Origin of the sequence: Oceanibaculum pacificum, assembly GCF_001618175.1 — a bacterium.
Classification (GTDB): domain Bacteria; phylum Pseudomonadota; class Alphaproteobacteria; order Oceanibaculales; family Oceanibaculaceae; genus Oceanibaculum; species Oceanibaculum pacificum.
Genome location: NZ_LPXN01000102.1, coordinates 1 through 24,901 on the forward strand (window position 1 = coordinate 1; position 24,901 = coordinate 24,901).

Sequence of the window (24,901 nt, forward strand, 5' to 3'; positions counted from 1 at the left end):
GGGCGTCTCGAAGCATAAGGCCGCTGTCTGCTTTTCAAAGCCACTGGCAAGCGTCGGCTCCCTCTGCTCAAATGCGGCTCATCCTTCCGCAATCATCCGGGTTCCCATGTCCAAGCATCACACGCTTTCCTCCAGCCCCGAAACCTGTCACTGGGGCGCGTTCGACGCGAAGATCAAGCCGGTGCTGGAGGTGGAATCGGGCGACCGGGTGACGATCCACACCGTCTCCGGCGCGCCGGAGGTGACCAGCGGCGAGGGCATCGTGGTGCGTCCCGAGCTGAAGGAAATTCACGCGAAATCGCCGCGCCTGTTGCCCGGCCATATCCTCACCGGCCCGGTGGCGGTGAAGGGCGCGATGCCCGGCGACGTGCTGGAAGTGCGCATCATCGACGTGTCGTTGCGCGACGATTGGGGCTGGAACATCATCCGCCCGCTCGGCGGCACCCTGCCGGACGAGTTCCCGAACATGCGGTTGCTGCACATCCGCATGGATCTGGAGAAGATGGTGGCGAAGCTGCCCTGGGGCGTCGATCTGCCGCTCGACCCGTTCTTCGGCGTGATGGGCGTCGCCCCGCCGCCGGGCTGGGGGGCGCAGACCACCATCATCCCGCGCGCCATGGGCGGCAATCTCGACATCAAGGAGCTGAAGCCGGGGGCCACGCTCTATCTGCCGGTGTTCAACGAGGGCGGCCTGTTCTCCTGCGGTGACGGCCATGCGGTGCAGGGCGATGGCGAGGTCTGTATCACCGCCATCGAGACGGCGCTGAGCGGCACCTTCGAGTTCGTCGTGCGTAAGGATATGAGCCTGAAACTGCCGCAGGCGGAAACCGCGAAGCACTACATCACCATCGGCCTCGACCCCGATCTCGACGAGGCGGCGAAGATCGCGCTGCGCGGCATGATCGAGCTGATCTGCGCCAAATCCAACCTCAGCCGGGAGGACGCCTATACCCTGTGCAGCCTGGCCTGCGATCTGCGCGTCAGCCAGTTGGTGAACCAGCATAAGGGCATCCACGCCATGCTGCCGAAGGCGGCGCTGCACGGCGCGAAATAGCGCCTCAACCCTTGGCGGCCACCGCCTCGATCTCGACCAGGAAGGCGGGGCTGGCCAGCCCCGCCACGACCATCAGGGTGGAGGCGGTCTCCACGCCCTTCAGCATGCGGTCGCGGATCGCGCGGTAGGCCGGCACGTCCTGCTGGCGGGTGATCAGCACCGTCACTTTCACCAGATCCTCGACGCCCATGCCGGACGCTTCCAGGCAGGCGACGATGTTCTGGAAGGATTGCTCGCACTGCGCCTCGAAGCCGTCCAGCACCGCGCCATCGGCGGTGACGCCGATCTGCCCGGAAACATGCAGCCAGCGCAAAGCGCCGGAGCCTTCGACCGTCTGGGCGTATTTCGAGGCCGGCTGCGGCACGCCGTTCGGGTTGCGCTTGGTCAGCATGGCATCCTCCCTCAGATCACGCCCTTGGCGCGCAGCGCCTCGATTTCCTCGGCCGGCAGGTTCAAAAGTCCGCCCAGAACATCGTCCGTGTGCTGGCCCATCAGCGGCGGCGGCAGGCGGTAGGTCGCCGGCGTGCCGGACAGCTTCAGCGGATAGGCCAGCATGGTCACCGGGTCGGGCGACAGCGGGTGGTCCATCTGGACGGTCAGGTTGCGGGCCTTCACCTGCGGGTCCTCGAACACCTGGTCGATGCGGTTCACCGGGCTGCACGGCACGTTGCAGCCTTCCAGCCCGTCGACCCAATAGGCCACGCTCTGCGTCGCCGTCACCGCCTGGATCAGCGGGATCAGTTCCTCGCGGTTGCGAATCCGGTCCGGATTGCCGACGAAGCGCGGATCGGTCGCCAGATGCTCGATCTGCGCGAATGTGCAGAAGCGCTGATACTGCCCGTCATTGCCGCAAGCCAGGATGATGTAGCCGTCCGAGGCCTTGAACACCTGGTAGGGCACGATGTTGGGATGCGCATTGCCGCGCCGCACCGGCACGGTGCCGGAGACCAGATAGTTGGTCGCCTCGTTGACCAGCCAGGAGACCTGGGTGTCCAGCAGGCAGGCATCGATATGCTGGCCCTCGCCGGTGGCGTCGCGGTGGCGCAGCGCCGCCAGGATGGCGACGGCGGAATGCATGCCGCACATCAGATCGGCGATGCCGACGCCGACCTTCACCGGCTCGCCCTCGACCTCGCCGGTGATCGACATGATGCCGCCCAGCCCCTGGGCGACGAAATCGTAGCCCGCGCGCTCCGCATAAGGGCCGGTATTGCCGAAGCCGGTGACCGAGCAATAGACCAGGCGCGGGAATTCCGCCTTCAACTGCTCATAGCCCAGGCCGTATTTCGCCAGCCCGCCAGTCTTGTAATTCTCCACCAGCACATCGCATTCGGCGATCAGCTTCTTCGCCAGCGCCTGGCCTTCCGGCGTGGCGATGTCCAGCGTCACCGAGCGCTTATTGCGGTTGGCGCACAGATAATAGGCGCTCTCGGAGGTGTCGTTGCCCTCGGCATCCTTGATGTAGGGCGGGCCCCATTTGCGCGTGTCGTCGCCCTGGCCCGGCCGTTCGATCTTGATCACGTCGGCGCCGAGGTCGCCCAGCATCTGCGTGGCGCTGGGGCCGGCCAGGATGCGGGTCAGGTCGAAAATGCGGATGCCCGCGAGCGGTCCGGGGAAAGGCTGGGTCATGGGATGCGGCCGTGATGTTCGGGTCTATGACAGGTGCGCGACCGTCGCCGATAGACGCCGAGGCGTCAAGCGCCGGGGCGGCTACCCTGCCTTACATCAGGAACATCACCACCACGGGCAGGGTCAGGGCGGCGGCGATGACCTGGGCGGTGAGGATGCCGGCCATCAGCCGGTGGTCGCCACCCATCTGCCGGGCCAGGATGTAGGAGGATGAGGCCGCCGGGGTGCCGGAGAACAGCACCGCCACCTTCGCCGTCAACCCCTCGACGCCGAACACGAAGCAGGCGAAGGCGGTGAGCGCCGGCAGCAGCAGCAGCTTCAGCAATCCGGAGATCAGAATGCCGCGTTGGCCGGCCTTGGCGGCGGCGAAATCCAGCCCCGCGCCGACGCATAGCAGGCCGATCGGCAGGGCGGCGCGGCCGATGGCGTCCAGCGCCGGGCCCAGGACCGGCGGCAGGCTGATGTTCAGCCCGTTGAGCGCGAGGCCCAGGAACACGGCGAGAATGATCGGGTTGCTGGCCAGCGCCCGCACGATGCTGCGGCTGCCCGGCTCCGCCGTGCCGTTCAGCCGCGCCAGCAGGATGACCGACAATACGTTCACCGTCGGCACCACCACGGCGATGGCGATGGCGACCAGCGTGTTGCCGGCCGCGCCGTACAGCGCGCTGGCGGCGGCGATGACGACATAGATGTTCGGGCGGATGGCGCCCTGCATCACCGAGGTCAGCGCCGGCATGTCCATATGCAGCCGGCCGCGCATCAGCAGCAGCCAGCCGATGATCATCAGGATCGGCGCGACCAGGGCTGCGGCCATCGGCAATATCTGCAACTCGCCGACGCTGGAGCCGGCCACGCGGGTCAGCAGCATGGCCGGGAACAGCACGTAATAGGTCAGCCGCTCGGTCGCGTCCCAGAAGGCGTCGCCCAGGCCGAGACGGGGAAAAACGAGACCGCGCTTCAGCAGCGTGCCGAGCAGGATCATCAGGAAGATGGGGCCGAGGGCGGAGAGGACGGAAACCATGATAGGGGGCGTTTACCGCGCCTTGCGCGCCGCGTCCAGCGCGCCTTGCAGAATGTAGGCCGCCGCCATCTTGTCGACCAGCTCGCCGCGCCGCTTGCGGGTCATGTCGGCGTCGATCATCAGCCGGGTGACTGCGGCGGTCGACAGGCGCTCGTCCCAGAAGGCGTAGGGCAGGCCCAGCGGGGCGATGTTGCGGGCGAATTGCCGGGTCGACTGGCAGCGCGGCCCCTCACTGCCGTCCATATTCACCGGCAGGCCGATGATCAGCGCGCCGACCTCGCGCTCGGTGACGATCCTGCGCAGCGCCTCCATATCTTTCGTCAGCTTGCTGCGGGCGATGGTTTCCAGCGGCGAGGCGATGGAGCGGCTGAAGTCGGACAGCGCGGTGCCGATGGTGGTGGAGCCGACATCCAGGCCAAGCAGCCGGGCGCGCGGCTTGAGCGCCTGGATCAGCGCCAGCACGGCCTCGATGGGGCTGTTTTCCGGCGGCTGGGGCGGGGTGTCGGGGTTGCGGTGCGTCATGGCCGATGCTACTTTCCGCCGCGTTTCACGAATCCCTGAATTCTGCGGCTTTCCGCCGTTCCGCGAGGAAGACTTACAGCATGTCGATGGACAAGGCCACCGTCGCGAACATCGCCCGACTGGCGCGCATAAGACTGAACGAGGACGAGCTGGAGCTCTACGCCAAGGAGCTGTCCGGCATCATGGGCTGGATCGAGCAATTGAACGCTGTCGATACCGGCGATGCGGAGCCGATGAGCAGCGTCGTCGAGCGCCTGCTGCCGGAGCGCGCGGATGTCGTCACCGATGGCGGCATCCAGGAAGACGTGCTCGCGAACGCGCCGGATACGGCGCATGGCTATTACGTGGTGCCCAAGGTGGTCGAGTAATGACTGATCTGACCGGATTGACGATGGCGGCGGCCCTGGACGGCCTCGCCAAGAAGGATTTCTCCAGCGCCGAGCTGACCGCCGCCTATGTGACGGCGATGGAAAAGGCGCGGCCGCTCAACGCCTACATCACCGAGACGCCGGACCAGGCGCTTGCTATGGCGAAGGCGTCCGATGCGCGGCGGGCCAAGGGCGAATCCCGCGCGATGGACGGGCTGCCGCTGGGCATCAAGGATCTCTACTGCACCAAGGGCGTGCAGACCACGGCGGGCAGCCATATCCTGGGCGGCTTCACGCCGACCTATGAATCGACCGTCACCCAGAAGCTGTGGGATGCCGGCGCGGTCATGCTGGGCAAGCTGAATCTGGACGAGTTCGCCATGGGCTCGGCCAACATCACCTCCTATTACGGCACGGTCGAAAGCCCCTGGCGCAAGGCCGGCGACAACCGGCCGCTGGTGCCGGGCGGCTCTTCCGGCGGGTCGGCGGCGGCGGTCGCCGCCCATGCCGCCATCGCCGCCACCGGCACGGATACCGGCGGCTCGATCCGCCAGCCGGCTTCCTTCACCGGCATCGTCGGGCTGAAGCCGACCTACGGGCGCTGCTCGCGCTGGGGCATCGTCGCCTTCGCCTCCTCGCTGGACCAGGCCGGGCCGATGACCCGCAGCGTCACCGACGCGGCCATCATGATGGGCGTCATGGCGGGTTACGATGCGAAGGATTCCACCTCGGTCGATATCGCCGTGCCGGATTACCGCGCCGCGCTGGACGGCTCGGTGAAGGGGCTGCGCGTCGGCATCCCGAAGGAATACCGCGTTGACGGCATGCCGGCCGAGATCGAGCGGCAGTGGCAGCAGGGCATCGCATGGCTGAAGGAAGCCGGCATGGAGCCGGTCGAGGTCAGCCTGCCGCACACGAAGCACGCGCTGCCGACCTATTACATCATCGCGCCGGCCGAGGCGTCGTCCAACCTGGCGCGCTATGACGGCGTGCGCTACGGCCTGCGGGTTGAGGGCGATTCGCTGGACAAGCTGTACGAGAACACCCGCGCCGCCGGCTTCGGGGCGGAGGTGAAGCGCCGCGTGCTGATCGGCACCTATGTGCTGTCGGCCGGCTATTACGATGCCTACTACCTGAAGGCGCAGAAGATCCGCACGCTGATCGCCGACGATTTCAAGAAGGCCTATCAGCAGTGCGATGTGATCCTGACGCCGACATCCCCCTCGGCGGCTTTCGCCCTGGGCGAGAAAATGGACGATCCGGTCGCCATGTACATGCAGGACGTGTTCACCGTGCCGGCGAACCTGGCCGGCATTCCCGGCCTGTCGGTGCCCTCCGGCCTGTCGTCTGACGGGCTGCCGCTGGGCCTGCAGGTGCTGGGCAAGGCGTTCGATGAGGAGACGGTCCTGAAAGTCGGCCGGGTGATCGAGAAGGCGGCGGCATTCAGCACCAAGCCGTCCTTCCTGGCGGGAGAATAAGAGCATGAGCGGATTGCTTATCGAGGGTAGCACCGGCACCTGGGAGGTCGTCGTCGGCCTGGAAGTGCATGCGCAGGTCACCTCCAACGCCAAGCTGTTCTCCGGTGCCTCGGCCGAGTTCGGCGCGGAGCCGAACAGCCAGGTCAGCCTGGTCGATGCGGCCATGCCGGGCATGCTGCCGGTCATCAACACGGTCTGCGTCGACCAGGCGGTGAAGACCGGCCTGGGGCTGAACGCGGCGATCAACCGAACCAGCGTGTTCGCCCGGAAGAACTATTTCTATGCCGACCTGCCGCAGGGCTACCAGATCTCGCAGTACGAGAAGCCTATCGTCGGCGAGGGGGTGGTGCTGGTCGACCTGCCGGACGGCAGCACCAAGGAAGTCGGCATCGAGCGGCTGCATCTGGAGCAGGATGCCGGCAAGAGCCTGCATGACCAGCACCCGAGCAGGAGCTATATCGACCTGAACCGTTCCGGCGTGGCGCTGATGGAGATCGTCTCCAAGCCCGACCTGCGCTCCGGCGACGAGGCGGCGGCGTATCTGACCAAGCTGCGCGCCATCCTGCGCTATCTCGGCACCTGCGACGGCAACATGGAGGAAGGCTCCATGCGCTGCGACGCCAACGTGTCGGTGCGCAAGGCCGGCGACCCGCTGGGCACGCGCTGCGAGATCAAGAATGTGAATTCGATCCGCTTCGTGAAGCAGGCCATCGAGTATGAGGCGCGCCGCCAGGTCGAGGTGATCGAGGAGGGGGGCACGATCGTTCAGGAAACCCGCCTGTTCGATTCGCGCCAGGGGGTGACCCGCTCCATGCGTTCCAAGGAGCACGCGCATGATTACCGCTATTTTCCCGATCCCGATTTGCTGCCGCTGGTGCTGACCGAGGAGCGGATCGAGACGATCAAGGCCAGCCTGCCGGAATTGCCGGACGCCAAGAAGCAGCGCTTCATGGAGGCCTATGGCCTGTCCGCCTACGATGCCGGCGTGCTGGTAGCGGAGCAGGAGACATCCGGCTTCTACGAGCAGGTGGTGACGTCCAGCGGCGACGCCAAGCTGGCCGCCAACTGGGTGATCACCGAATTGTTCGGGCAGCTCAACACCGCCGGCAAGCCCATCGCCGAGAGCCCGGTCTCGGCCGCGGCGCTGGGCCAGATGATCGCCCGCATCAAGGACGGCACGATCTCCGGCCGCATCGCCAAGGATGTGTTCGCCGAGATGTTCGCCACCGGCAAGGACGCCGACGCGATCATCGAGGAGAAAGGGCTGCGCCAGGTTTCCGACACCGGCGCCATCGAGAAGATCATCGACGACGTGATCGCCGCCAACCAGGACAAGGTGGCGGAATACAAGGCCGGCAAGGACAAGCTGTTCGGCTTCTTCGTCGGCCAGACCATGAAGGCCAGCCAGGGTAAGGCCAACCCCGGCATGGTCAATGAGATGCTGAAGGCGAAGCTGGGCTGAGCCCAACCGACTGAATTAAGTCGAAGAAGAACCGTTCAAGAATGCCCGGCATGTCCGCGGCATTCTTGAAAAAGGTTGACCTCGTTCAAACTTCGGCTCAAACACAGGTCGGAATTTCCACAAGAAGGGACGCCTATGGCGAAGGAAGACGTCATCGAATTTTCTGGCACGGTCGCAGAACTGCTGCCGAATGCCATGTTCCGCGTGAAGCTGGACAATGATCATGAAGTGCTGGCGCACACGTCGGGCAAGATGCGCAAGAACCGCATCCGCGTGCTGGCCGGCGACCGCGTCAATGTCGAAATGACGCCCTACGACCTCACCAAGGGTCGCATTACCTTCCGCTTCAAGTAAGCGGCTCCGCCGGGAGCCGGGAGGGGCCATGCCCGCGCCTGCATCCATGCCTGCGCGGCCCCCCGCGCAGGCCAAGCTGATTCTGGCCTCCGCCTCGCCGCGCCGCCGCGACCTGCTGGCGCAGATCGGCCTGACGCCCGACGCTATCGATCCCGCCGAGCTCGACGAAACCCCGCAGCCCCGCGAATTGCCGCTGGACTACGTCAGGCGCCTGGCCGAGGCCAAGGCGCTGGCCGTCGCCGCGCGCCATGCCGGCGGCTTCGTGCTGGCCGCCGATACGGTGGTCGCGGTCGGCCGCCGCATCCTGCCCAAGGCGGAGACCGAGGCTGAGGCGCGCGCCTGCCTGGCGCTGCTGTCCGGCCATCGCCACAAGGTTATCGGCGGGCTGTGCCTGATCGCGCCCGACGGCCGCCGGGTGGTCCGCGTCGTCACCACCGCCGTCACCTTCAAGCGCCTGTCGGACGAGGAGCTGCGCTGCTACATCGCCAGCGGCGAATGGCAGGGCAAGGCCGGCGGCTATGCGGTGCAGGGGCTGGCGGCGATCTTCGTCGCCCAGCTTGTCGGCTCCTATACCAATGTGGTCGGGCTGGATCTGCACATGGCCTACAAGCTGTTGGCGGGGCACGGATACCCATGCCTGGCGCCGGGCTGAACGGCATCGATTCCATCCTGATCGAGCTGGGGGCGGACAGCACCCGGATCGCCCTGCTGCGCAATGGCGAGCTGATCGAATTGCTGGTCGAGCGCGCTGGCCATGAAAGCCGGCTGGGCTGGATATTCCTCGGCCGCGTCGCGGAGGTCGTCAAGCCGCTGAACGCCGCCTTTGTTGATATCGGCCAGACACCGCCGGCCTTTCTGTCCGGCGCGGCGGCGCATTGGCTGCATCCCGATGTCAGCGCCGACACGCCCATCGGGCGCAGCGTGACCGAAGGGGCCGCCGTGCTGGTGCAGCAGGTGAAGGATGCCCAGGGCGACGCCAAGGGCGCGGCCGTGACCGCCGATATCTCGCTGGCCGGCACGCATCTGGTCTTCACCCCGCGCCGGCCGGGAATCGCCGTGTCGCGGAAGATACCTGACAAGGCGGAGCGCGCGCGGCTGCGCCAGACGGTGCTCGATTGTCCGTTGCCGGCGCAGGCCGGACTGGTCGTGCGCACCTCCGCCCAGGGCGCCGACGCGGCGGCGCTGCGGGCTGAGCTGACCGGCCTGCTGGCGCGCTGGCAGGGGCTGCTGGACAAGGCCGCCGCCCTCCAGCCCCCGGCGGTGCTGGACCGGCCGCCGGGGCTGCTGGAGCGGCTGCTGGGGGAGATCGCCGACGATTGCGCCATCCGCGCTGAGCTGACTGGCTTCACCCGCGCCCGGCGCTATGCCGAGGCGCACCGACCGGCGCTGCTGGAAAGCCTGTCGCAGCATCGCGGCCCGACATCTCTGTTCGCCGCCGAAGGGGTGGAGGAGCAGATTGCCGCCGCGCTGGAGCGCCGCGTGCCGCTGCCCGGCGGCGGCGAGCTGGTGATCGACCCGACCGAGGCGCTGGTCGCCATCGATGTGAACAGCGGCGGCCGCGCGCCGCGCGAGGCCGCCTTCGCGGCGGTTGGCCCGGTGGCGCGGCAGATCTGCCTGCGCGCGCTCTCCGGCCTTATCCTGGCCGATTTTCCCCGGCTCGACGCCAGGGCCGACCGCGCGCGCCTGCTGGACGCGCTGCGCCAGGCCGTGGCCGGCGACCGCGTGCCGGTGCAGGTGCTGGGCTATACAAATGGCGGCCTGGTCGAGCTGATCCGCCCGCGCGACCGCGACACGCTGGCCGAACAGCTCGCCAAAGGTTGACGGGGTGGATTGACGGGGCAGCCCGGGGCGCTTATCTCGACCGCTCACGTACCGGAACCCGAGCGATCCGCCATGGCCGAAATCCACCATCTGCCGAGCCGCCGCCGCAAGCCCGGCTGCCCGATCTGCGGCAAGCCATCGGCCGAGAAGAACCGGCCTTTCTGCTCCCCGCGCTGCCACCGGATCGATCTGGGCCGCTGGCTTGGCGACACCTACCGCATCCCGACCGACGAGGAGCCCGACGAAGCCGACCTCCTCGCCGCCGCCCGCGAGCGCGACAGCGAATCCTGATATGACACTTTAAGTATCGTCCGGCCCGGAAAGTGTTGGACAGGCCGCCGGGAATTTCCTATAAGCCAGACCGCTCAGCGCCTTAAGCCCAGGTAGCTCAGTTGGTAGAGCATGCGACTGAAAATCGCAGTGTCGGTGGTTCGAATCCGCCCCTGGGCACCATTCTCCTTCAATGGCCGGCTGTAGCGCATTTCCCTTCGGTGCGATCTTCACGTCCTTGTGTAGCGGTCCGGTCTGGACTTGTGGCTGGCGTCTATCCAGACTTGTTGCAATTCTCTAGGCGGGAGGCGGCATGCGGCGGATTGTTCTGGCTGCGGTTACGCATGGGGCGGCGGTTGTTCTGGGGTTTGCCCTTGGCGTCTATTTCCTGCCGGTGTTGACCGCGCCGGACTCGCCAACCGCGGAAAATTTGCAGGGAAGCGCGCAAGGCGCGCTGTTCGCGGCAGACTTCACGCGCGACCTTAGGGGCAGCGACCTGCTGCATTGGGGCGAGGGGCGGATCAGCGTGACCGCGACGCAGATCGTGCATGAAGGCCGCCTGGCGCCCGGCCCGGATTACAAGCTCTATCTGGTAAAGGAATTCGTCGCGCATGAGGATGAATTCCTGCCGGTCAAATCCGCCGCCCGGCGGATCGGCGACGTGAAGAGCTTCGACGGTTTCATCCTGGACCTGCCCGCAGGCATTGACCCGGCCGATTACACCACCGTGCTGGTCTGGTGCGAAGCCTTCTCGGAATTCATCACCGCCGCGCGCTATCGCTGACGCGGGGTGAATCGCCGATGGCGGGAAACTTTTCCCGTCCCGAGCGTTCTATCAGCATGAACCTACAGAATTCGGCGCGACGGATGGCGATGTGCGACCTCGACGGCTTCCGCCTGACGGAAGACGACGCCTTGTTTATCGATTTCGACGGCACGCTGGCCGAGATCGGCGACGATCCCAATGCGATCCGGCTTGATGCTTGTGCGGCGCTGGCGCTGACGGCGCTCGCGGCGCGCCTGGGCGGTGCGGTGGCGATCCTGAGTGGGCGGGATATACGCGACCTCGCCGCCCGCACACCCGATGGCGTGTGGCGGGCCGGCGGACATGGGCTGGAAGTGATCGCGCCTGGGTGGACGCCGGCTGAACGACCTGACCCGCTGCCCGATAGCGTCCTGGCCCCGATGCAGGCGGTCGCCATATCGCACCCAGGCGTAAGGCTGGAGCTGAAAGGGCCGGTGGCCGCCTTGCATTACCGCGCCGCGCCCAAGGCGGAGGAAGCCTGCCTGCAAGCCGCCCAGAAGGCGGCGTCCTCGGCGTCGGGCCTGGTGTTCCAGCCCGGCAAGATGGTGGTGGAGGTAAAACCGGCCACCGCGCATAAGGGTCGGGCGCTGCGACGGTTGATGGACCGGTCGCCCTTCGCCGGCCGCCGGCCGGTCATGCTGGGCGACGACACGACGGATGAGGACGCCATCCAGGCGGCCCAGTTACTGGGCGGTATCGGCGTGAAGGTGGGGGAGGGCGGCAGCGCCGCCCGGCTGCGGACGCCCGATCCGGCCGCGGTGCGGGATTGGCTGGCGCGCGAGGCAATACACTAGACGCGGCGTCGGACGAAACTAGATACTATTTTATCGTTCCCCCCCAGGCGTCGTGCTCTCGCGGCGCCTCTTTCACGTGAGCACCGACGATGAGCCAGGCTGTCCGCACCCCGCATGCCCGCAGCCTGAAGGGGCTGGACTGGGCCAATCTGTTCCTGGCCGATGTGCGCGACGGCGTCGGGCCGTTCCTCGGTATCTATCTGCTGGCCAGCCATGATTGGGACGCGGCGGGAATCGGTGTGGCGATGGCCGCGATGGGGCTGGCCTCGGTGATCACCCAGACGCCGGCCGGCGCCCTGATCGATTCGACCCGGCGGAAGCGGCTGCTGATGGCGCTGGCGACGGCGGTCGTCGGCGTGAGCTGCATCCTCATGACCATCCCGGCCTTCGTGAATATCTACGCCATCGTCGCCTTCCAGGCGCTGATGGGCATGGCGGCGGCCATCCTGATGCCTGGCCTGGCGGCGATCACGCTGGGCATGGTCGGCTTCAAGCGCTATCCGGGGCGGCAGGGTCGCAACGAGATGTTCAACCATGCCGGCAACGCCGCCTCGGCGATCCTGGCCGGCGTGCTGGGCTACCTGCTGTCGCCGGAATGGGTGTTCTTCGCCGTCGCCCTGTTCGCGGTGGCCAGCATCGTGTCGATCCTGGCGATCCGCGAGGACGACATCGACCATGAGCTGGCGCGCGCCGCGCCGGAATCGGCCGATAAGGAGCATCCGAAGACCGCCGGCCTGCTGACCGTGCTGGCCGACCGGCGGCTGCTGATGTTCGCGATCTCCGTCGTGCTGTTCCATTTCGCCAATGCGGCGATGATGCCGGTGGTCGGCCAGTACATGGCCTCCAGCGCGCCGGAGGGGGCGACCTTGTATATGTCGGCCTGCATCGTGGTGGCGCAGCTGGTGATGATCCCGATGGCGAAGTTCGCCGGCCGTTATTGCGAGATATGGGGCCGCAAGCCAGTGTTCCTGCTGGCCTTCGCCGCGCTGCCGGTTCGCGGGCTGCTCTATACCGTCAGCGACGATCCGGCCTGGCTGATCGCGGTGCAGACGCTGGACGGCATCGGTGCCGGTATTTTCGGCGTGGTCTGGCTGGTGATGTGCGCCGACCTGACGCGCGGCACTGGGCGCTATAATGTGACCGTGGGGGCCATCGCCACGGCGCACGCCATCGGCGCATCGGCCAGCAATGTGGTCACCGGCTTCGTTGTCGCCGCCACCAGCTATGCCGGCGGCTTCACCTTCCTGGCCGGGGCGGCCGCGGTGGGGTTGGTGTTTTTCTGGACCATGGTGGGCGAGACCAAGCCCAGCGCCGAGGAAGAGCCGGCGCCGGCGGCGCAGCCGGCATGAGCTATTCCTGCCGGGCCTTCCATTCGGCATAGGTCGGGCGCGGCAGCTCGAACTGGTCGCCGGTGCGGCAATAGAGCGTGCCGAACAGCCGGCCGACCGGGCGATATTGCGCGGTGTCCACCCGCAGCGTGTCGGGGTCGATCAGCCCGTCGCGCACATGCATCGTCAGCACCTTGCCGATGACGATCTGCCGGCCGGGGCTGACCTGAACCATGGCGATGCGCTCGCACTCGAACGCCACCGGGGCCTCGGCGATGCGCATCGGGGCAACCCGGTCGGAGGGCACCAGCGTCAGCCCGGCGGCGGCGGCCTCGCTGAGGCCGCGGGGAAATTCGGCGGCGCATAGATCCATCGCCTCGGCGATGCCCTCGTCGACGGTATGGACGACATACTGGCCGCTGCGCTGGATGTTGACCGTGGTGTCCTTCAGCGAACCGTCGGCCTTCTCCTGCAAGCCCAGCACCAGGGTCGGCGGGTTCTCGCCCATCGTGTTGAAGAAGCTGTAGGGCGCGGCGTTCTGATTGCCGTGTTCGTCCGCCGTGGCGACCAGCGCGATCGGGCGCGGCACCACGGTGGCGGCGAGCAGCTTGTACTGAAGCGTGGGCTCCAGCGCGTCGAGCTGGAACTTCATTCCGGCGGCAGCTCAACGCCGGTCTGTGCGGTGATGCGGCCGTAATGCTCGATCCGGCGGTGCCGCGCGAAGTCGAAGATGGTGGCCTTGCCGAACTTGGTGGCGTCCAGATCGCAGGCATGCACCAGCAGTTCGTCATCCTCGGTCGTTGCCTCGGCGACGATCTCGCCGTTCGGGTCGACGATCAGGCTGCCGCCGATCAGCGGGAAGCCGTCCTCGTTCCCGGCCTTGGCGACGGCGGCGACCCAGGTGGAATTCTGGTACGCGCCGGCCTGCACCGACAGCCGGTTGTGGAACAGCCGCTTTTCCGGCCCTTCATCGGCTTTCTGCGAATTCACCGACGGCGTGTTGTAGCCCAGCAGCACCATTTCCACGCCCTGCAGGCCCATGACGCGGTAGGTCTCCGGCCAGCGGCGGTCGTTGCAGATGCACATGCCGAACAGCCCGCCCTCGGTGCGCCAGACCGGGAAACCGGTGTCGCCCGGCTCGAAATAGCGCTTCTCCAGATGCTGGAAGGCGCGGCTGGTGTCGAATTCGGAATGGCCGGGCAGGTGGGTCTTGCGGTATTTGCCGACGATCTTGCCGGTCCGGTCGACCAGGATGCAGGTGTTGAAGTGCCGGCCTTCCGGCGTCAACTCGGCATAGCCGAAGCTCATCGCCATGCCGTATTCCTTGGCCCGCTCGAACAGCGGCAGGGTCGCTGCGTTCGGCATCTCGCGCTCGAACCAGGCATCGACCTCGGCCTGATCCTCCATGTACCAGCGGGGGAAGAAAGTGGTCAGCGCCAGCTCCGGATACAGGATCATGGTGGCGCCCTTGGCCTTCGCCTGATCCATCAGCTCCAGCATGCGGGCGACGACGTGCTGGCGGCTTTCGGCGCGCTGGATCGGCCCCAACTGCGCGGCGGCGAGGGTGACGATACGCATGACCTTCTCTCCTTGTTAGGCTTCCTTACATCTTCACATAGCGCAGAAGCGGGCATTGGGATAGGGCCAGATTTCCCGCGATTCCGATCCCGTGCCTGTGCTTTATTGAGGCTATTGCACGGTCTCGCGGCGAGGAAGCGGATGGACGGTCTGGTCTTGCAGGTGGTGACGTTCCTGGCGGCGGCTATCGTCGCGCCGGCCCTGTTCAAGCGGCTGGGGTTCGGCTCGGTCGTCGGCTATCTGTGCGCCGGCATCGCCATCGGCCCGTCGGGAATGGCCGTATTCGACGATGCCGAGGGGGTGATGGATGTCGCCCAGCTTGGCGTTGTGCTGCTGCTGTTCGTCATCGGGCTGGACACCAGGCTGTCGCGGCTGATCGAGATGCGCGGCGAAATCCTCAGTCTCGGCGTGGGCCAGGTGGTGCTGACCACGGTGGCCGTCGCGACCATCGCCATGTGGACCGGGTACGATCTCACCACGGCGCTGCTGGTGGGTTTCGCCCTGTCGCTGTCCGGCACGGCGGTCGCCTTGCAGATATTGGAGGATCGCGGGGATTTGCCGAAGCGCTATGGCCAGCGCAGTTTCGCGGTGATGCTGACGCAGGACATGCTGACCGTGCCGGTGCTGGCGCTGGTGCCGATCCTGTTTCTGTCCGGCGGTTCGGCCGGCCTGACCGGCGATCCGCTGCTGGATGCCGCGCTGGCGCTGGCGGTGGTGGCCGGCATCGTGCTGGCCGGGTTCTATCTGCTGGACCCGCTGTTCCGGATCATCGCCTCCTCCGGCGTGCGCGAGGTGATGACCGCTGCCGCCCTGCTGGTTGTGCTGGGGGCGGCGCTGGCGGCCGCCGCCGTCGGCATCTCGATGGCGCTGGGCGCGTTCCTGGCCGGCGTGATGCTGGCCGAATCCTCCTACCGCCACCAGATCCGCGCCGATGTGGAGCCGTTTCGCGGGCTGCTGCTGGCGCTGTTCTTCATGAGCATCGGCATGATCGTCGATCTGCGCGCGGTGCTGGTCGATTCCGCCGTGCTGGCCGTGCTGCTGCCGGCCTATCTGGTGGTGAAGATCGCGGTGGCTGCGCTGCTGGCCTGGGCCTTGTGCTCGCCGCGCATCGAGGCGCTGCGTATCGGCTTGGTGCTGGCGTCGGCCGGCGAGTTCGCCTTCGTGCTGCTGCCGATGATCGCCGGGGCCGGCCTGCTGTCGGCGGAGATTGCCGGCCATCTGATCGCCCTGTCGGCGCTATCGATGATCGTCGTGCCGCCGCTGGCCGCGCTGGGCGAGCGGTTCCTGAAGCGGCGTCGACCGGCGAGCGCCAAGCCAGCCGAGGATTTCGACGGCGCGGGCGGCTCGATCCTGGTGATCGGCTTCGGCCGCGTCGGCCAGATCGCCTCCCAGGTGCTGCTGTCGAGCGGGGTGGCGACGACGATGCTCGACGTCAATCCCGACCGCATCAAGGCGGCCGCCCGGTTCGGCTTCAAGGTCTATTACGGCGACGGGCGGCGCGCCGACGTGCTGACCGCCGCCGGGGCCAGCGAGGCGAGGGTGATCCTGGTATGCGTCGGCGAGGCGAACATATCGCTGCAAATCTGCAAGGCGTTGCGCATCCAGTGTCCGCACAGCCGTATCTACGCCACCGCCTATGACCGGGTGCACGCCATTGCGCTGATGGAGGCTGGCGTGGATTACCAGCTGCGCGAAACCTTCGACGCGGCGGTGATCGTCGGTCGCGAGGCGCTGGTGGCGGCCGGCGTGGAGCCGGAGCGGGCCGCCGAGGTGGAAGCCGATGTGCGCGAGCGCGACGCCGCGCGGCTGGAACTGCAACGTCTGCGCGGCATCGAGGCCGGGGCCGATTTGATGCACCAGAAGACCATGCAGCCCGAACCGCTGAAACAGCCCGACCGCACCGAGGAGCCGGTGGACCTTACCGGCGAGCAGACGACGGTGCGGCAGACGGCTTGAGAGTTCTGGGCTGCCGCCCTGTCCTTCGAGACGCCGCTACCCCTTGCCGCCATGCGGGAAGAGCGAGCGGCCGATATAGCCGGCAACGTCGCGCAGGGCCTCGCCCAGCCGGTCGATCTGCTCGGGCGTGTGCTGGCCCTGGATGGCGATGCCGCTTATGCCGAACCGGGGGTGGCCGTTATGGTCGGTCACCACGCTGGCGATGGTGGTGATGCCGCGATAGAGATTGCCGACATCCTTGGTCCAGCCCTTGCGGCCGGCCTCCGCCACCTCGGCCTCGAAATCCTCGAAGCTGGGCGGGTTCTGCCAGCGCAGCGTGGTGAAGCGCCGGCGCAGCTCCGCCGAGGGCAGGCGCAGATGCGCCGCCACGCAGCGCCCGACCGCGCCGATCAGCGCCGGCAGGCGTGAGCCGACGCGCATGTCGACGCGGACCACATGCTCGCCATAGGCCCGATCCAGCACGACGATGTGCCCGTCCTCGGTGATCCGCCAGAGTGCTATCAGCATGCCATGATTGAGCGCCAGCCGCTCGATCTCCGGGCGGATCAGATCGAGATAGGAGCTGCCGATCATGCCGATGGCCAACTCGGAGACGGCGAGGCCCAGGCTGTAGGTCTTGTCGGTCTCGCTGAAGCTGACGAAGCGCCCGCGCGCCATGGTGCGCAGAATGCTGAAGCAGGTGCTGGGGCTGATGCCCGTGGCCCGGGCGATGGCGGCCACGCCCTGCGGGCCGGGAACGCCGGCCAGATGCTGCAATATCCGCATCGCATGCACCACCGCGCCGACCTCGCGCTGCTTTTCAGGATCGGATTTCATTCAATACCCCGATTGCAATTCTCAATATCGAATGTACCATGGTCGCGAAAGCAAGCCATGCCGTTCAGCTCATTCTATGCATTGTGCGGTGCAACATGGCAAGAATTGGTCATACCAGCAATGTTAGGTGGTGTCGTAAATCTACAATGTTTGTTCTCTATACGGAATATAATTCTGAATAGAGAATAATCTAATAAGGACGAAAGAGAAACACATGATCCCGATCGCTACTCCCGGCCCCGGGCCGGAAGCCCAGTACCGCGCCTTCCTGGAGGAAGGCCGCTTTATGATCCAGCGCAGCCCGTCGACCGGGCAATATGTGTTCTACCCGCGCGTCGCAGCACCCGGCAGCGGGGCGAGCGACCTGGAGTGGGTGCCGGCCTCGGGCCGGGGCACGGTCTATTCCATCACCGTCAACCGCACCCGCCAGGGTAGCTACAACATCGCCCTGGTGCAGCTTGAGGAAGGGCCGCGCCTGATGACCCGCATCGAGGGCGTGGAGACCGCGCCGGTCGGCGCGCCGGTGAAAGCGCGGATCGCCGAGCTTGAGGGTGAGAAGGTCGTGGTGTTCGACCTGGCAGGTAACGCATGAGCGCGGACAGCGTGCGCGGCCGCACGGCCATCGTCGGCATTGGCGGGGCGGGCTGGGGCGAATCGCCCGGCCGCAGCGCCATGGAGCTGCTGGGCGAGGCGGCCATCGCCGCCGTCCGGGATGCCGGGCTGGAGCTGAAGGATATCGACGGGTTGTGCGCCGCGACCAGCACGCACGCCTTTCCGACGCTCTCGGTGGCGGAATATCTCGGCATCAAGCCGGCTTTCTTCGACGGCACGAATATCGGCGGTTCGTCGTTCGAGATGCATCTGCTACAGGCTGCTTTGGCGCTAGAGGCCGGCATCTGCAACGCGGTGCTGATCTGCTACGGCTCCAACCAGCGCACCGCCGGCGGGCGTCTCGTCTCGATGAGCGAGCCGCAATGGCACGAGGCGCCGTTCAAGCCGCGCCATCCGGTGACCGCCTATGCGCTGGCGGCGCAGCGGCACATGCATGAGTTCGGCACCACCCGCGAGATGCTGGCCGACATCGCCGTCGCCGCGCGGCAATGGGCCAACAAGAATCCCAGCGCTTTCGAGCGCGGCCCGCTGAGCCGCGAGGATGTGCTGAACGCCCGCATGATCAGCGACCCGCTGACCACGCGCGATTGCTGCCTGGTGACAGATGGCGGGGCGGCCTGCGTGATGGTGCGCGCCGACCGGGCGAAGGATCTGAAGCAGAAGCCGGCCTATGTGCTGGGCGTCGGCGGCGCGCATTCTCACCGTTCCATCGCCCAGATGGCCGATCTGACCCGTACGGTCGCCGCCGAAAGCGGCCCGCGCGCCTTCAGGATGGCGAAGCTGAAGCCGTCCGATTGCGATCTGGTGATGCTGTATGACGCCTTCACCATCACCACCCTGCTGTTCCTGGAAGACCTCGGATTCTGCCCCAAGGGCGAGGGCGGCCGCTTCGTGCAGGGCGGGACCATCGCGCCCGGCGGCAAGCTGGCGGTGAACACCAGCGGCGGCGGCCTGTCCTGCGTGCATCCCGGCATGTACGGGCTGTTCCTGATCATCGAGGCGGTGACGCAGCTGCGCCGCCAGGCCGGCGACCGCCAGCTCGACAAGTGCGATGTCGCGATCTGCCACGGCAATGGCGGCACATTGTCCAGCCAGGTCACGGCGCTGCTCGGCAGCGAGGCGGCACTGTGAGCGGCAGCGAACAGCTCGCGCGGCTGTTCGCGCCGCGTTCGGTCGCCATCATCGGCGCGTCGGCCGATCCCAAGCGGATCGGCGGGCGGCCCATCGGCGCGATGCTGGCGCGGGGCTTCACCGGCCGGATCATGCCGGTGAACCCGAACCGGCCGGAGATTCAGGGCCTGCCGGCCTATGCCTCGGTCGCCGATCTGCCGGAGACGCCGGATGTGGCGATCATCGCCGTGCCGGCCGCCCTGGTAGCCGATACGGTGAGCGCGCTGGCCGGGCGCGGCGTGCCCGCCGCCATCGTGTTCAGCGCCGGCTTCGCGGAAATGGGCGGCGAGGGCGAACGCGAGCAGGCGCGCGTGGTGGCCGCGGCACAGGCCGGCAATATGCGCTTGGTAGGCCCCAACACGCTGGGCCTGTTCGACATGCGCAGTGGCTTCTACGGCACCTTCACCTCGGTGTTCGAGGGCGGCTTCCCGGATGTCGGCCGCATCGGTATCGCCAGCCAGTCGGGCGCTTATTGCGGCCATCTGGTCGCCGTGATGCGCGAGCGCGGCCTGGGCATCGCCACCGCCGTCATGACCGGCAACGAGGCGGATATCTCCATCGGCGACGTGATCGGCCGCATGGTGGAAGACCCGGAAATCGATGTCATCGCCGCCTATGCCGAGGGCATAAACAAGGGCGACAGCTTCATTCGCGCGCTGGAGGCGGCCCGCCAGGCGCGCAAGCCGGTCGTGGTGATGAAGGTCGGCCGCAGCGCCATCGGTGGGGCGGCGGCAATATCGCACACCGCCTCCATCGCCGGCGACGACGCGGTGACCAGCGCGGTGCTGGAGGAATTCGGCGCGGTGCAGGCCCGGACCACGGACGAGATGCTGGACATCGCCCAGCTCGCCACCCGGAAAATCTATCCGGCGAAGAACACGCTGGGCGTCATCACCGTCAGCGGCGGGGCCGGCGTCGTCATCTCCGACGCGGCGGAGGAGCTGGGGCTGGACATGCCGCAGATGCCGGCGGCATCGCAGGCCCGGCTGAAGGAAATCCTGCCCTATGCCGCGCCGCGCAACCCGGTGGACGCCACCGCGCAGGTGCTGAACGATCTATCGCTGCTGGGCCAGTTCGGCGAGGCGGTGGTGAAGGAGGGCGGCTATAGCAGCATTCTGGGCTTCCTGACCTACACCGCCGACGCGCCCAGCCTGTCCGCCCGGCTGCGCGAGCAATTCCGGCTGTTGAAGGACGCTTATCCGGACCGTCTCTATGTGCTGTCCCTGGTCGCCGGGGCGGAACGGGTGCGCGAGTTCGAGGCCGACGGCTTCACCGTCTTCGCCGACCCGACGCGCGCCACCGTGGCGATTTCGGCGATGGGCACGTTCGGCGCGGGCTTCGCGCGCCAGCCCGGCCAGCCGCCGCTGACCGTGCCGAAGGTCGGGTTGCCCTCCAGCAATCCCAGCGAGGCGGAAGCCAAGAAGCTGCTGGCCCAGGCCGGCATCGCCTCGGTGCCGGAGGAAGTCTGCGCCACTGCCGATGCGGCGGTCGCGGCGGCCGCGCAATTCGGCTTCCCGGTGGTCCTCAAGATCGTCTCGCCCGACATTCTGCATAAGACCGAGATCGGCGGCGTGCTGCTGGACGTGGCCGACGAGGCCGGCGTGCGCGCCGGCTTTGCGACGCTAATAGAGCGCGCCAAGGCGCACGCCCCGCAGGCCCGAATCGAGGGCGTGCTGGTGGCCCGGCAGCTAAAGGGCGGGGTGGAATGCATCCTGGGCATCCATCGCGACCCGGTGTTCGGCCCGGTGGCGATGGTCGGGCTGGGCGGCGTGTTCGTCGAGATCGTGAAGGATGTCGCCTTCCGCCGCTGCCCGTTCGGCGTCGATGTGGCGGAGCGGATGATCCGCTCGCTGAAGGGCGCGCCGCTGCTGCTGGGCGCGCGCGGCCGGCCAAAGGCCGACATCAAGGCGCTGGCCGAGATGCTGTCGCGGCTGTCCAGCTTTGCCCACGGCCAGGGGGAAAAGCTGCAATCCATCGATCTGAACCCGGTGATCGTCCTGCCTGTCGGCCACGGCGCTTACGCCGCCGACGCGGTGATCGAGATAGGGGGCGGCGATGGCCATTGAGTACGAAAAACTGCTGAATTTCCCAATCCCGGAGGTACGGCAGACCCTCACCAAGCGCGATAGCGCCTTCTATGCGCTGTCCATTGGCCTGGGCCAGGACCCGCTGGACGAAAGGCAGCTCGATTTCGTCGATTTCCAGCGGCCGATGAAGGCGATGCCGTCCATCGCCGTGGTGCTGGGCTATCCCGGCTTCTGGCTGCGCAACCCGGAAACCGGCGTCGATGCCGTGAAGCTGGTGCATGGCGAGCAGGGCATCGTGATCCATCGCCCATTGCCGGTCGAAGGCGAGATTATCGGCAAGACCCGGGTGACCGGCATTATCGACAAGGGCGCGGGCAAGGGCGCGCTGCTGTATTCCGAGAAGGAGCTGCGCGGGGCGGACGGCACGCATTACGCCACCACCAGCTCCACCACCTTCCTGCGCGGCGATGGCGGCTTTGGCGGTCCGTCCGGCCCGGTGAAGCCGCCGCATCCGGTGCCCGATGGAGCGCCAGACATGGTGGTCGACCTGCCGACCCGGCCGGAGCAGGCGCATTATTACCGGCTGAACGGCGACGACAATCCGCTGCATGTCGACCCCGGCACGGCGGCGAAGGCCGGATTCCCCCGGCCGATCCTGCATGGGCTGTGCACGCTGGGCGTGGTGACGCATGCCCTGGTCCGCGCCTTGGCGGAATATGATTCGGCCAGGTTGCGCGCGCTCGACCTGCGGTTTTCCAGCCCGGTCTTCCCCGGCGAGACGATCCGCACCGAAATCTGGCGTTCCGGCGCGTTCCGGGCGCGGGTGGTGGAGCGCGACATGGTGGTGGTGAATAACGGCAAGGCGGAGTTCGGCAATGCTTGAGGCATCCCCCCTTCACGAACGGCGCGAGGGCGAGATCGCCATTCTGACGCTGGATAATCCGGCCCGGCGCAACGCGCTGTCGATGGCGATGCGCGAGCGCATGATCGAGGCGCTGCGGCGGCTGGAAACCGATGCCGACATCCGCGCCCTGGTGCTGACCGGCGCGGGCGGGCATTTCTGCGCCGGCGGCGATATCACCGGGCAGGGCAATGCCAGCCTGGCGGCCGGGCGCGAACGCTTCCGCGTCACGCATGAGATGGCGCGCCTGATGGCTGGCGGCTCGAAGCCCATCGTCGCCGCCGTCGAGGGTTGGGCCGCCGGGGCGGGGCTGTCGCTGGCGCTGCTGTGCGACACGGTGGTGGCCGCCGATTCGGCGAAATTCTCCGCCCCCTTCGGCAAGCTCGGCCTGGTCGGCGATCTGGGGCTGATGCACACGCTGCCGCAGCGCGTCGGCGAGGGCAGGGCGCGGCAGATCCTGCTCTATGGCGAGCCGGTGGAGGCGGCCCAGGCGCTGGCCATCGGCCTGATCGACCGGATCGCCCCGACCGGAGGCGCGCTGGATGCGGCGCTGGCGCGCGCCCGCACGCTGGCGGCCTCGGCCCCGCTGCCTCTGGCCGTCACCCGGCGCTACCTGTCGCGCGGGCTGGACGCGGTGCTGGAGTGGGAGCGCGACATGCAGGCCGCCCTGATGACCACCGAGGATCACGGCGAGGGCCGCGCGGCCTTCCTGGAGAAACGCGCGCCGCGCTTCGTCGGCCGCTGAGAAGAACACAGGCGAGGAAACATCATGCAGACATCCAACATTCTGGCCGGCAAGGTGGCCCTGGTGACCGGAGCAGGCGGCGGCATCGGCCGCGAGATCGCCGTCGCCATGGCGACCGCCGGGGCAGACATCCTGATCAACGATATCGGCGTCTCGCTGACCGGCGAGGGCGGTTCCGGCTCGCCGGCCGAGCAGACCAAACAGATCATCGAGCAGCGCGGCGGCAAGGCCGCCATCAGCACCGAGAGCGTGTCCGAATGGGCCTCGGCCAAGCGCAGCGTCGAGGCCGCGCTGGATGCCTTCGGGCGCATCGACATCGTGGTGAACAATGCCGGCATCCTGCGCGACGTGATCTTCCACAAGATGTCGCCGGAGGACTGGCTGGCGGTCATCAACGTGCATCTGAACGGCAGCTTCTTCATCAGCCGCGCGGCCGCCGAGCATTTTCGCAAGCAGGAGAGCGGCGCCTACGTCCATATGACCAGCACGTCGGGCCTCGTCGGCAATTTCGGCCAGGCGAACTATTCGGCGGCGAAGCTGGGCATCACCGCGCTGTCGAAATCCATCGCGCTGGACATGGCGCGCTACAATGTGCGCTCCAACTGCATCGCGCCCTTCGCCTGGAGCCGCATGACCAGCTCCATCCCGGCCGACACGCCGGAGCAGAAGGCGCGCGTCGCCAAGCTGCAGCAGATGACGCCGGACAAGAACGCGCCGCTGGCGGTCTATCTCGCCTCCGACGCAGCGTCGCATGTGTCGGGGCAGGTCTTCGCCGCGCGCATGAACGAGATTTTCCTGATGAGCCAGAGCCGGCCGATCCGCTCCGTCCATCGCGCCGAGGGCTGGACGCCGGAGAGTATCGCCGAGCAGGGCATGCCGGCGCTGAAGGCCTCGCTGCTGCCGCTCGACCGCAGCCCCGACGTGTTTTCCTGGGACCCGGTCTGAGGAGGGTCCGCTAACCGCCGCCAACCATAAAGACCGTGGAAAACCGCGGCTTTAACACAAGGAGGAAACGAAATGCGTATTACCCGTCGACAGTATCTCCAAGGCACCGCCGCCCTGACCGCCCTCGGCGCGGTCGGCATGCCGGCCATCATCCGCTCGGCCGCCGCGCAGACCGCGCTGCCGAACCTCGCCTCGACCATGATCTGGAGCACCTACGATGTCGGCTCCACCGGCTATGTCGAGGCGTCCGCCGTGGCTGACGCCTTCGGCAAGCGCTACGGCACCCGTGTCCGGCTCCAGCCTTCGGGCAGCGCCATCGGCCGGGTGAAGCCGCTGACCGACGGCAAGGCCTCGCATGCCTGGCTCGCCAACGAACTCTTCTTCTCGGTCGAGGGTCTGTACGAATATTGTGCGCCGGAATGGGGCCCGCAGAATTTGCGCACCCTGATGGGCCGGGTGAATTCCTTCTCCGTCGTCGCCACCAAGGTTAGCGGCATCAAGGAGCCGAAGGATCTGAAGGGCAAGCGCTTCGCCATCGCGCGGGCCAACAGCTCGGTCAACATCAAGGTCGAGCCGATCCTCGCCTTCGCCGGGCTGAAGTGGGAGGACATGGAGATCATCGAATTCCCCAGCTATGGCGCGACCATGAAGGCGCTGATCGAGGGCAAGGCCGATTGCTGCGGCGTCGCCCCGGCGGCGGCCACCTTGCGCGAGCTGGAGGCCAGCCCGAACGGCATCGGCTGGGTCGCCCTGGACCCCGCCAACAAGGAGGGCTGGGCGCGCGCGCAGAAGGCGGTGCCTTTCGTCGAGCCGTTCCAGGAAACCATCGGCGCCGGCCTTACCGAGGCCAACCCGGTATGGATGATGGGCTATCGCTATCCGATGATCACCGTGCCGGCCGACGCCAAGCCGGAGGAGGCCTACGCCATGACCAAGGCGGTGGCGGAAAGCTACGAGGCCTACAAGGACGCCAGCCCGATCATGGTGCGCTGGCAGGCCAGCAAGGCCGGCACCCCGCCGATGGACGCCGCCTTCCATGATGGGGCGATCCAATATCTGAAGGAGGCCGGCATCTGGAAGCCGGAATTCCAGACCTGGCAGGATGCCTCGCTGAAACGCCACGCCACCTTGCAGAAGGCATGGAAGGAGATGATGGCGACCGATGCGGCGAAGAACGCCGAGCTGCCGGCCCTGCAGACGCTGTGGGACGCCCGGCGCGCCGAGGCGCTGACGTCGCTCTGACCC

At 67.3% G+C, this 24,901-nt stretch carries 26 protein-coding genes and 1 tRNA gene; 20 read left to right on the forward strand and 7 right to left on the reverse strand.

The annotated features are described in order from the left end of the window. Window positions 1–106 precede the first annotated feature (106 nt). Window positions 107–1,054, forward strand: coding sequence for an acetamidase/formamidase family protein (locus AUP43_RS08675; protein ID WP_067555258.1), 948 nt, complete (start codon window positions 107–109; stop codon window positions 1,052–1,054). A 4-nt stretch (window positions 1,055–1,058) separates the two neighbouring features. On the opposite strand, the gene AUP43_RS08680 is transcribed toward AUP43_RS08675, so the two are convergent. From AUP43_RS08680 to ruvX, 4 genes are all read right to left on the reverse strand, one after another. After that, complete coding sequence (locus AUP43_RS08680) at window positions 1,059–1,445, reverse strand: RidA family protein (protein WP_067555260.1); 387 nt, start codon at window positions 1,443–1,445, stop codon at window positions 1,059–1,061. Between the two features lie 11 nt (window positions 1,446–1,456). Continuing rightward, window positions 1,457–2,683: a CaiB/BaiF CoA transferase family protein gene (locus tag AUP43_RS08685; protein WP_067555263.1), complete on the reverse strand. Its 1,227-nt coding sequence runs from the start codon at window positions 2,681–2,683 to the stop codon at window positions 1,457–1,459. 91 nt (window positions 2,684–2,774) lie between these two features. Then, window positions 2,775–3,704, reverse strand: a complete 930-nt coding sequence (locus AUP43_RS08690; RefSeq protein WP_067555266.1) for an AEC family transporter — start codon at window positions 3,702–3,704, stop codon at window positions 2,775–2,777. Window positions 3,705–3,716: 12 nt separating this feature from the next. Further along, window positions 3,717–4,226 (reverse strand): Holliday junction resolvase RuvX, encoded by a 510-nt coding sequence (gene ruvX, locus AUP43_RS08695; protein WP_067555269.1) that lies wholly within the window; start codon window positions 4,224–4,226, stop codon window positions 3,717–3,719. 80 nt (window positions 4,227–4,306) lie between these two features. Between ruvX and gatC the strand changes: the two genes are divergently transcribed. From gatC to AUP43_RS08750, 11 genes are all read left to right on the forward strand, one after another. Then, complete coding sequence (gene gatC / locus AUP43_RS08700; protein WP_067555272.1) at window positions 4,307–4,594, forward strand: Asp-tRNA(Asn)/Glu-tRNA(Gln) amidotransferase subunit GatC; 288 nt, start codon at window positions 4,307–4,309, stop codon at window positions 4,592–4,594. After that, window positions 4,594–6,072, forward strand: coding sequence for an Asp-tRNA(Asn)/Glu-tRNA(Gln) amidotransferase subunit GatA (gene gatA / locus AUP43_RS08705; protein WP_067555275.1), 1,479 nt, complete (start codon window positions 4,594–4,596; stop codon window positions 6,070–6,072). The genes gatC and gatA overlap by 1 nt, the downstream gene beginning before the upstream one ends. 4 nt (window positions 6,073–6,076) lie before the next feature. Beyond that, window positions 6,077–7,534 carry an Asp-tRNA(Asn)/Glu-tRNA(Gln) amidotransferase subunit GatB gene (gene gatB, locus AUP43_RS08710; protein ID WP_067555278.1) on the forward strand — a complete coding sequence of 486 codons (1,458 nt, stop codon included), beginning with the start codon at window positions 6,077–6,079 and terminating at the stop codon, window positions 7,532–7,534. Between the two features lie 135 nt (window positions 7,535–7,669). Further along, complete coding sequence (gene infA, locus AUP43_RS08715) at window positions 7,670–7,888, forward strand: translation initiation factor IF-1 (protein WP_067555280.1); 219 nt, start codon at window positions 7,670–7,672, stop codon at window positions 7,886–7,888. A gap of 28 nt (window positions 7,889–7,916) precedes the next feature. Beyond that, window positions 7,917–8,540: a Maf family nucleotide pyrophosphatase gene (locus AUP43_RS08720; protein WP_084462665.1), complete on the forward strand. Its 624-nt coding sequence runs from the start codon at window positions 7,917–7,919 to the stop codon at window positions 8,538–8,540. Then, entirely contained in the window at window positions 8,522–9,709 is a 1,188-nt protein-coding gene (locus AUP43_RS08725; RefSeq protein ID WP_067555286.1) for a ribonuclease E/G, read from the forward strand. Before AUP43_RS08720 ends, AUP43_RS08725 begins: the two co-directional genes overlap by 19 nt. 72 nt (window positions 9,710–9,781) lie before the next feature. Then, a complete protein-coding gene (locus tag AUP43_RS08730) occupies window positions 9,782–10,000 on the forward strand; it encodes a DNA gyrase inhibitor YacG (RefSeq protein ID WP_067555289.1) in 219 nt (72 codons plus the stop codon). An 86-nt stretch (window positions 10,001–10,086) separates the two neighbouring features. Continuing rightward, window positions 10,087–10,162 (forward strand) — tRNA-Phe (locus AUP43_RS08735). Between the two features lie 130 nt (window positions 10,163–10,292). After that, window positions 10,293–10,763 (forward strand): DM13 domain-containing protein, encoded by a 471-nt coding sequence (locus AUP43_RS08740; protein ID WP_067555292.1) that lies wholly within the window; start codon window positions 10,293–10,295, stop codon window positions 10,761–10,763. 56 nt (window positions 10,764–10,819) lie between these two features. Beyond that, entirely contained in the window at window positions 10,820–11,578 is a 759-nt protein-coding gene (gene otsB / locus AUP43_RS08745) for a trehalose-phosphatase (protein ID WP_198154857.1), read from the forward strand. An 89-nt stretch (window positions 11,579–11,667) separates the two neighbouring features. Continuing rightward, window positions 11,668–12,927, forward strand: coding sequence for an MFS transporter (locus AUP43_RS08750; RefSeq protein WP_067555298.1), 1,260 nt, complete (start codon window positions 11,668–11,670; stop codon window positions 12,925–12,927). A gap of 1 nt (window position 12,928) precedes the next feature. On the opposite strand, the gene AUP43_RS08755 is transcribed toward AUP43_RS08750, so the two are convergent. After that, window positions 12,929–13,558, reverse strand: coding sequence for a flavin reductase family protein (locus AUP43_RS08755; protein WP_067555301.1), 630 nt, complete (start codon window positions 13,556–13,558; stop codon window positions 12,929–12,931). Beyond that, entirely contained in the window at window positions 13,555–14,484 is a 930-nt protein-coding gene (locus AUP43_RS08760; protein ID WP_067555304.1) for an N-carbamoyl-D-amino-acid hydrolase, read from the reverse strand. The genes AUP43_RS08755 and AUP43_RS08760 overlap by 4 nt, the downstream gene beginning before the upstream one ends. Window positions 14,485–14,625: 141 nt before the next feature. Between AUP43_RS08760 and AUP43_RS08765 the strand changes: the two genes are divergently transcribed. Then, window positions 14,626–16,440, forward strand: coding sequence for a monovalent cation:proton antiporter-2 (CPA2) family protein (locus AUP43_RS08765; RefSeq protein ID WP_067555307.1), 1,815 nt, complete (start codon window positions 14,626–14,628; stop codon window positions 16,438–16,440). A 36-nt stretch (window positions 16,441–16,476) separates the two neighbouring features. Here the strand turns inward: AUP43_RS08765 and AUP43_RS08770 are convergent, their stop codons facing one another. Beyond that, window positions 16,477–17,256: an IclR family transcriptional regulator gene (locus tag AUP43_RS08770; protein ID WP_067555310.1), complete on the reverse strand. Its 780-nt coding sequence runs from the start codon at window positions 17,254–17,256 to the stop codon at window positions 16,477–16,479. 214 nt (window positions 17,257–17,470) lie between these two features. Here AUP43_RS08770 and AUP43_RS08775 point away from each other — a divergent pair, with 214 nt between their 5' ends. From AUP43_RS08775 to AUP43_RS08805, 7 genes are all read left to right on the forward strand, one after another. Then, on the forward strand, window positions 17,471–17,848 hold the full coding sequence (locus AUP43_RS08775) for a Zn-ribbon domain-containing OB-fold protein (RefSeq protein WP_067555313.1): 378 nt from the start codon (window positions 17,471–17,473) through the stop codon (window positions 17,846–17,848). After that, a complete protein-coding gene (locus AUP43_RS08780; protein WP_067555317.1) occupies window positions 17,845–18,999 on the forward strand; it encodes a thiolase in 1,155 nt (384 codons plus the stop codon). Before AUP43_RS08775 ends, AUP43_RS08780 begins: the two co-directional genes overlap by 4 nt. Beyond that, a complete protein-coding gene (locus AUP43_RS08785; RefSeq protein ID WP_067555321.1) occupies window positions 18,996–21,104 on the forward strand; it encodes an acetate--CoA ligase family protein in 2,109 nt (702 codons plus the stop codon). The genes AUP43_RS08780 and AUP43_RS08785 overlap by 4 nt, the downstream gene beginning before the upstream one ends. Next, window positions 21,094–21,948 carry a MaoC family dehydratase gene (locus AUP43_RS08790; protein WP_067555324.1) on the forward strand — a complete coding sequence of 285 codons (855 nt, stop codon included), beginning with the start codon at window positions 21,094–21,096 and terminating at the stop codon, window positions 21,946–21,948. Before AUP43_RS08785 ends, AUP43_RS08790 begins: the two co-directional genes overlap by 11 nt. Then, entirely contained in the window at window positions 21,941–22,711 is a 771-nt protein-coding gene (locus tag AUP43_RS08795; RefSeq protein WP_067555327.1) for an enoyl-CoA hydratase/isomerase family protein, read from the forward strand. Before AUP43_RS08790 ends, AUP43_RS08795 begins: the two co-directional genes overlap by 8 nt. A 24-nt stretch (window positions 22,712–22,735) precedes the next feature. Beyond that, entirely contained in the window at window positions 22,736–23,656 is a 921-nt protein-coding gene (locus tag AUP43_RS08800) for an SDR family NAD(P)-dependent oxidoreductase (RefSeq protein WP_067555330.1), read from the forward strand. A gap of 72 nt (window positions 23,657–23,728) precedes the next feature. Further along, the gene (locus AUP43_RS08805) at window positions 23,729–24,898 is read left to right on the forward strand and encodes a TAXI family TRAP transporter solute-binding subunit (protein ID WP_067555333.1); all 1,170 of its coding nucleotides are present in this window, start codon (window positions 23,729–23,731) and stop codon (window positions 24,896–24,898) included. Window positions 24,899–24,901 lie beyond the last annotated feature (3 nt).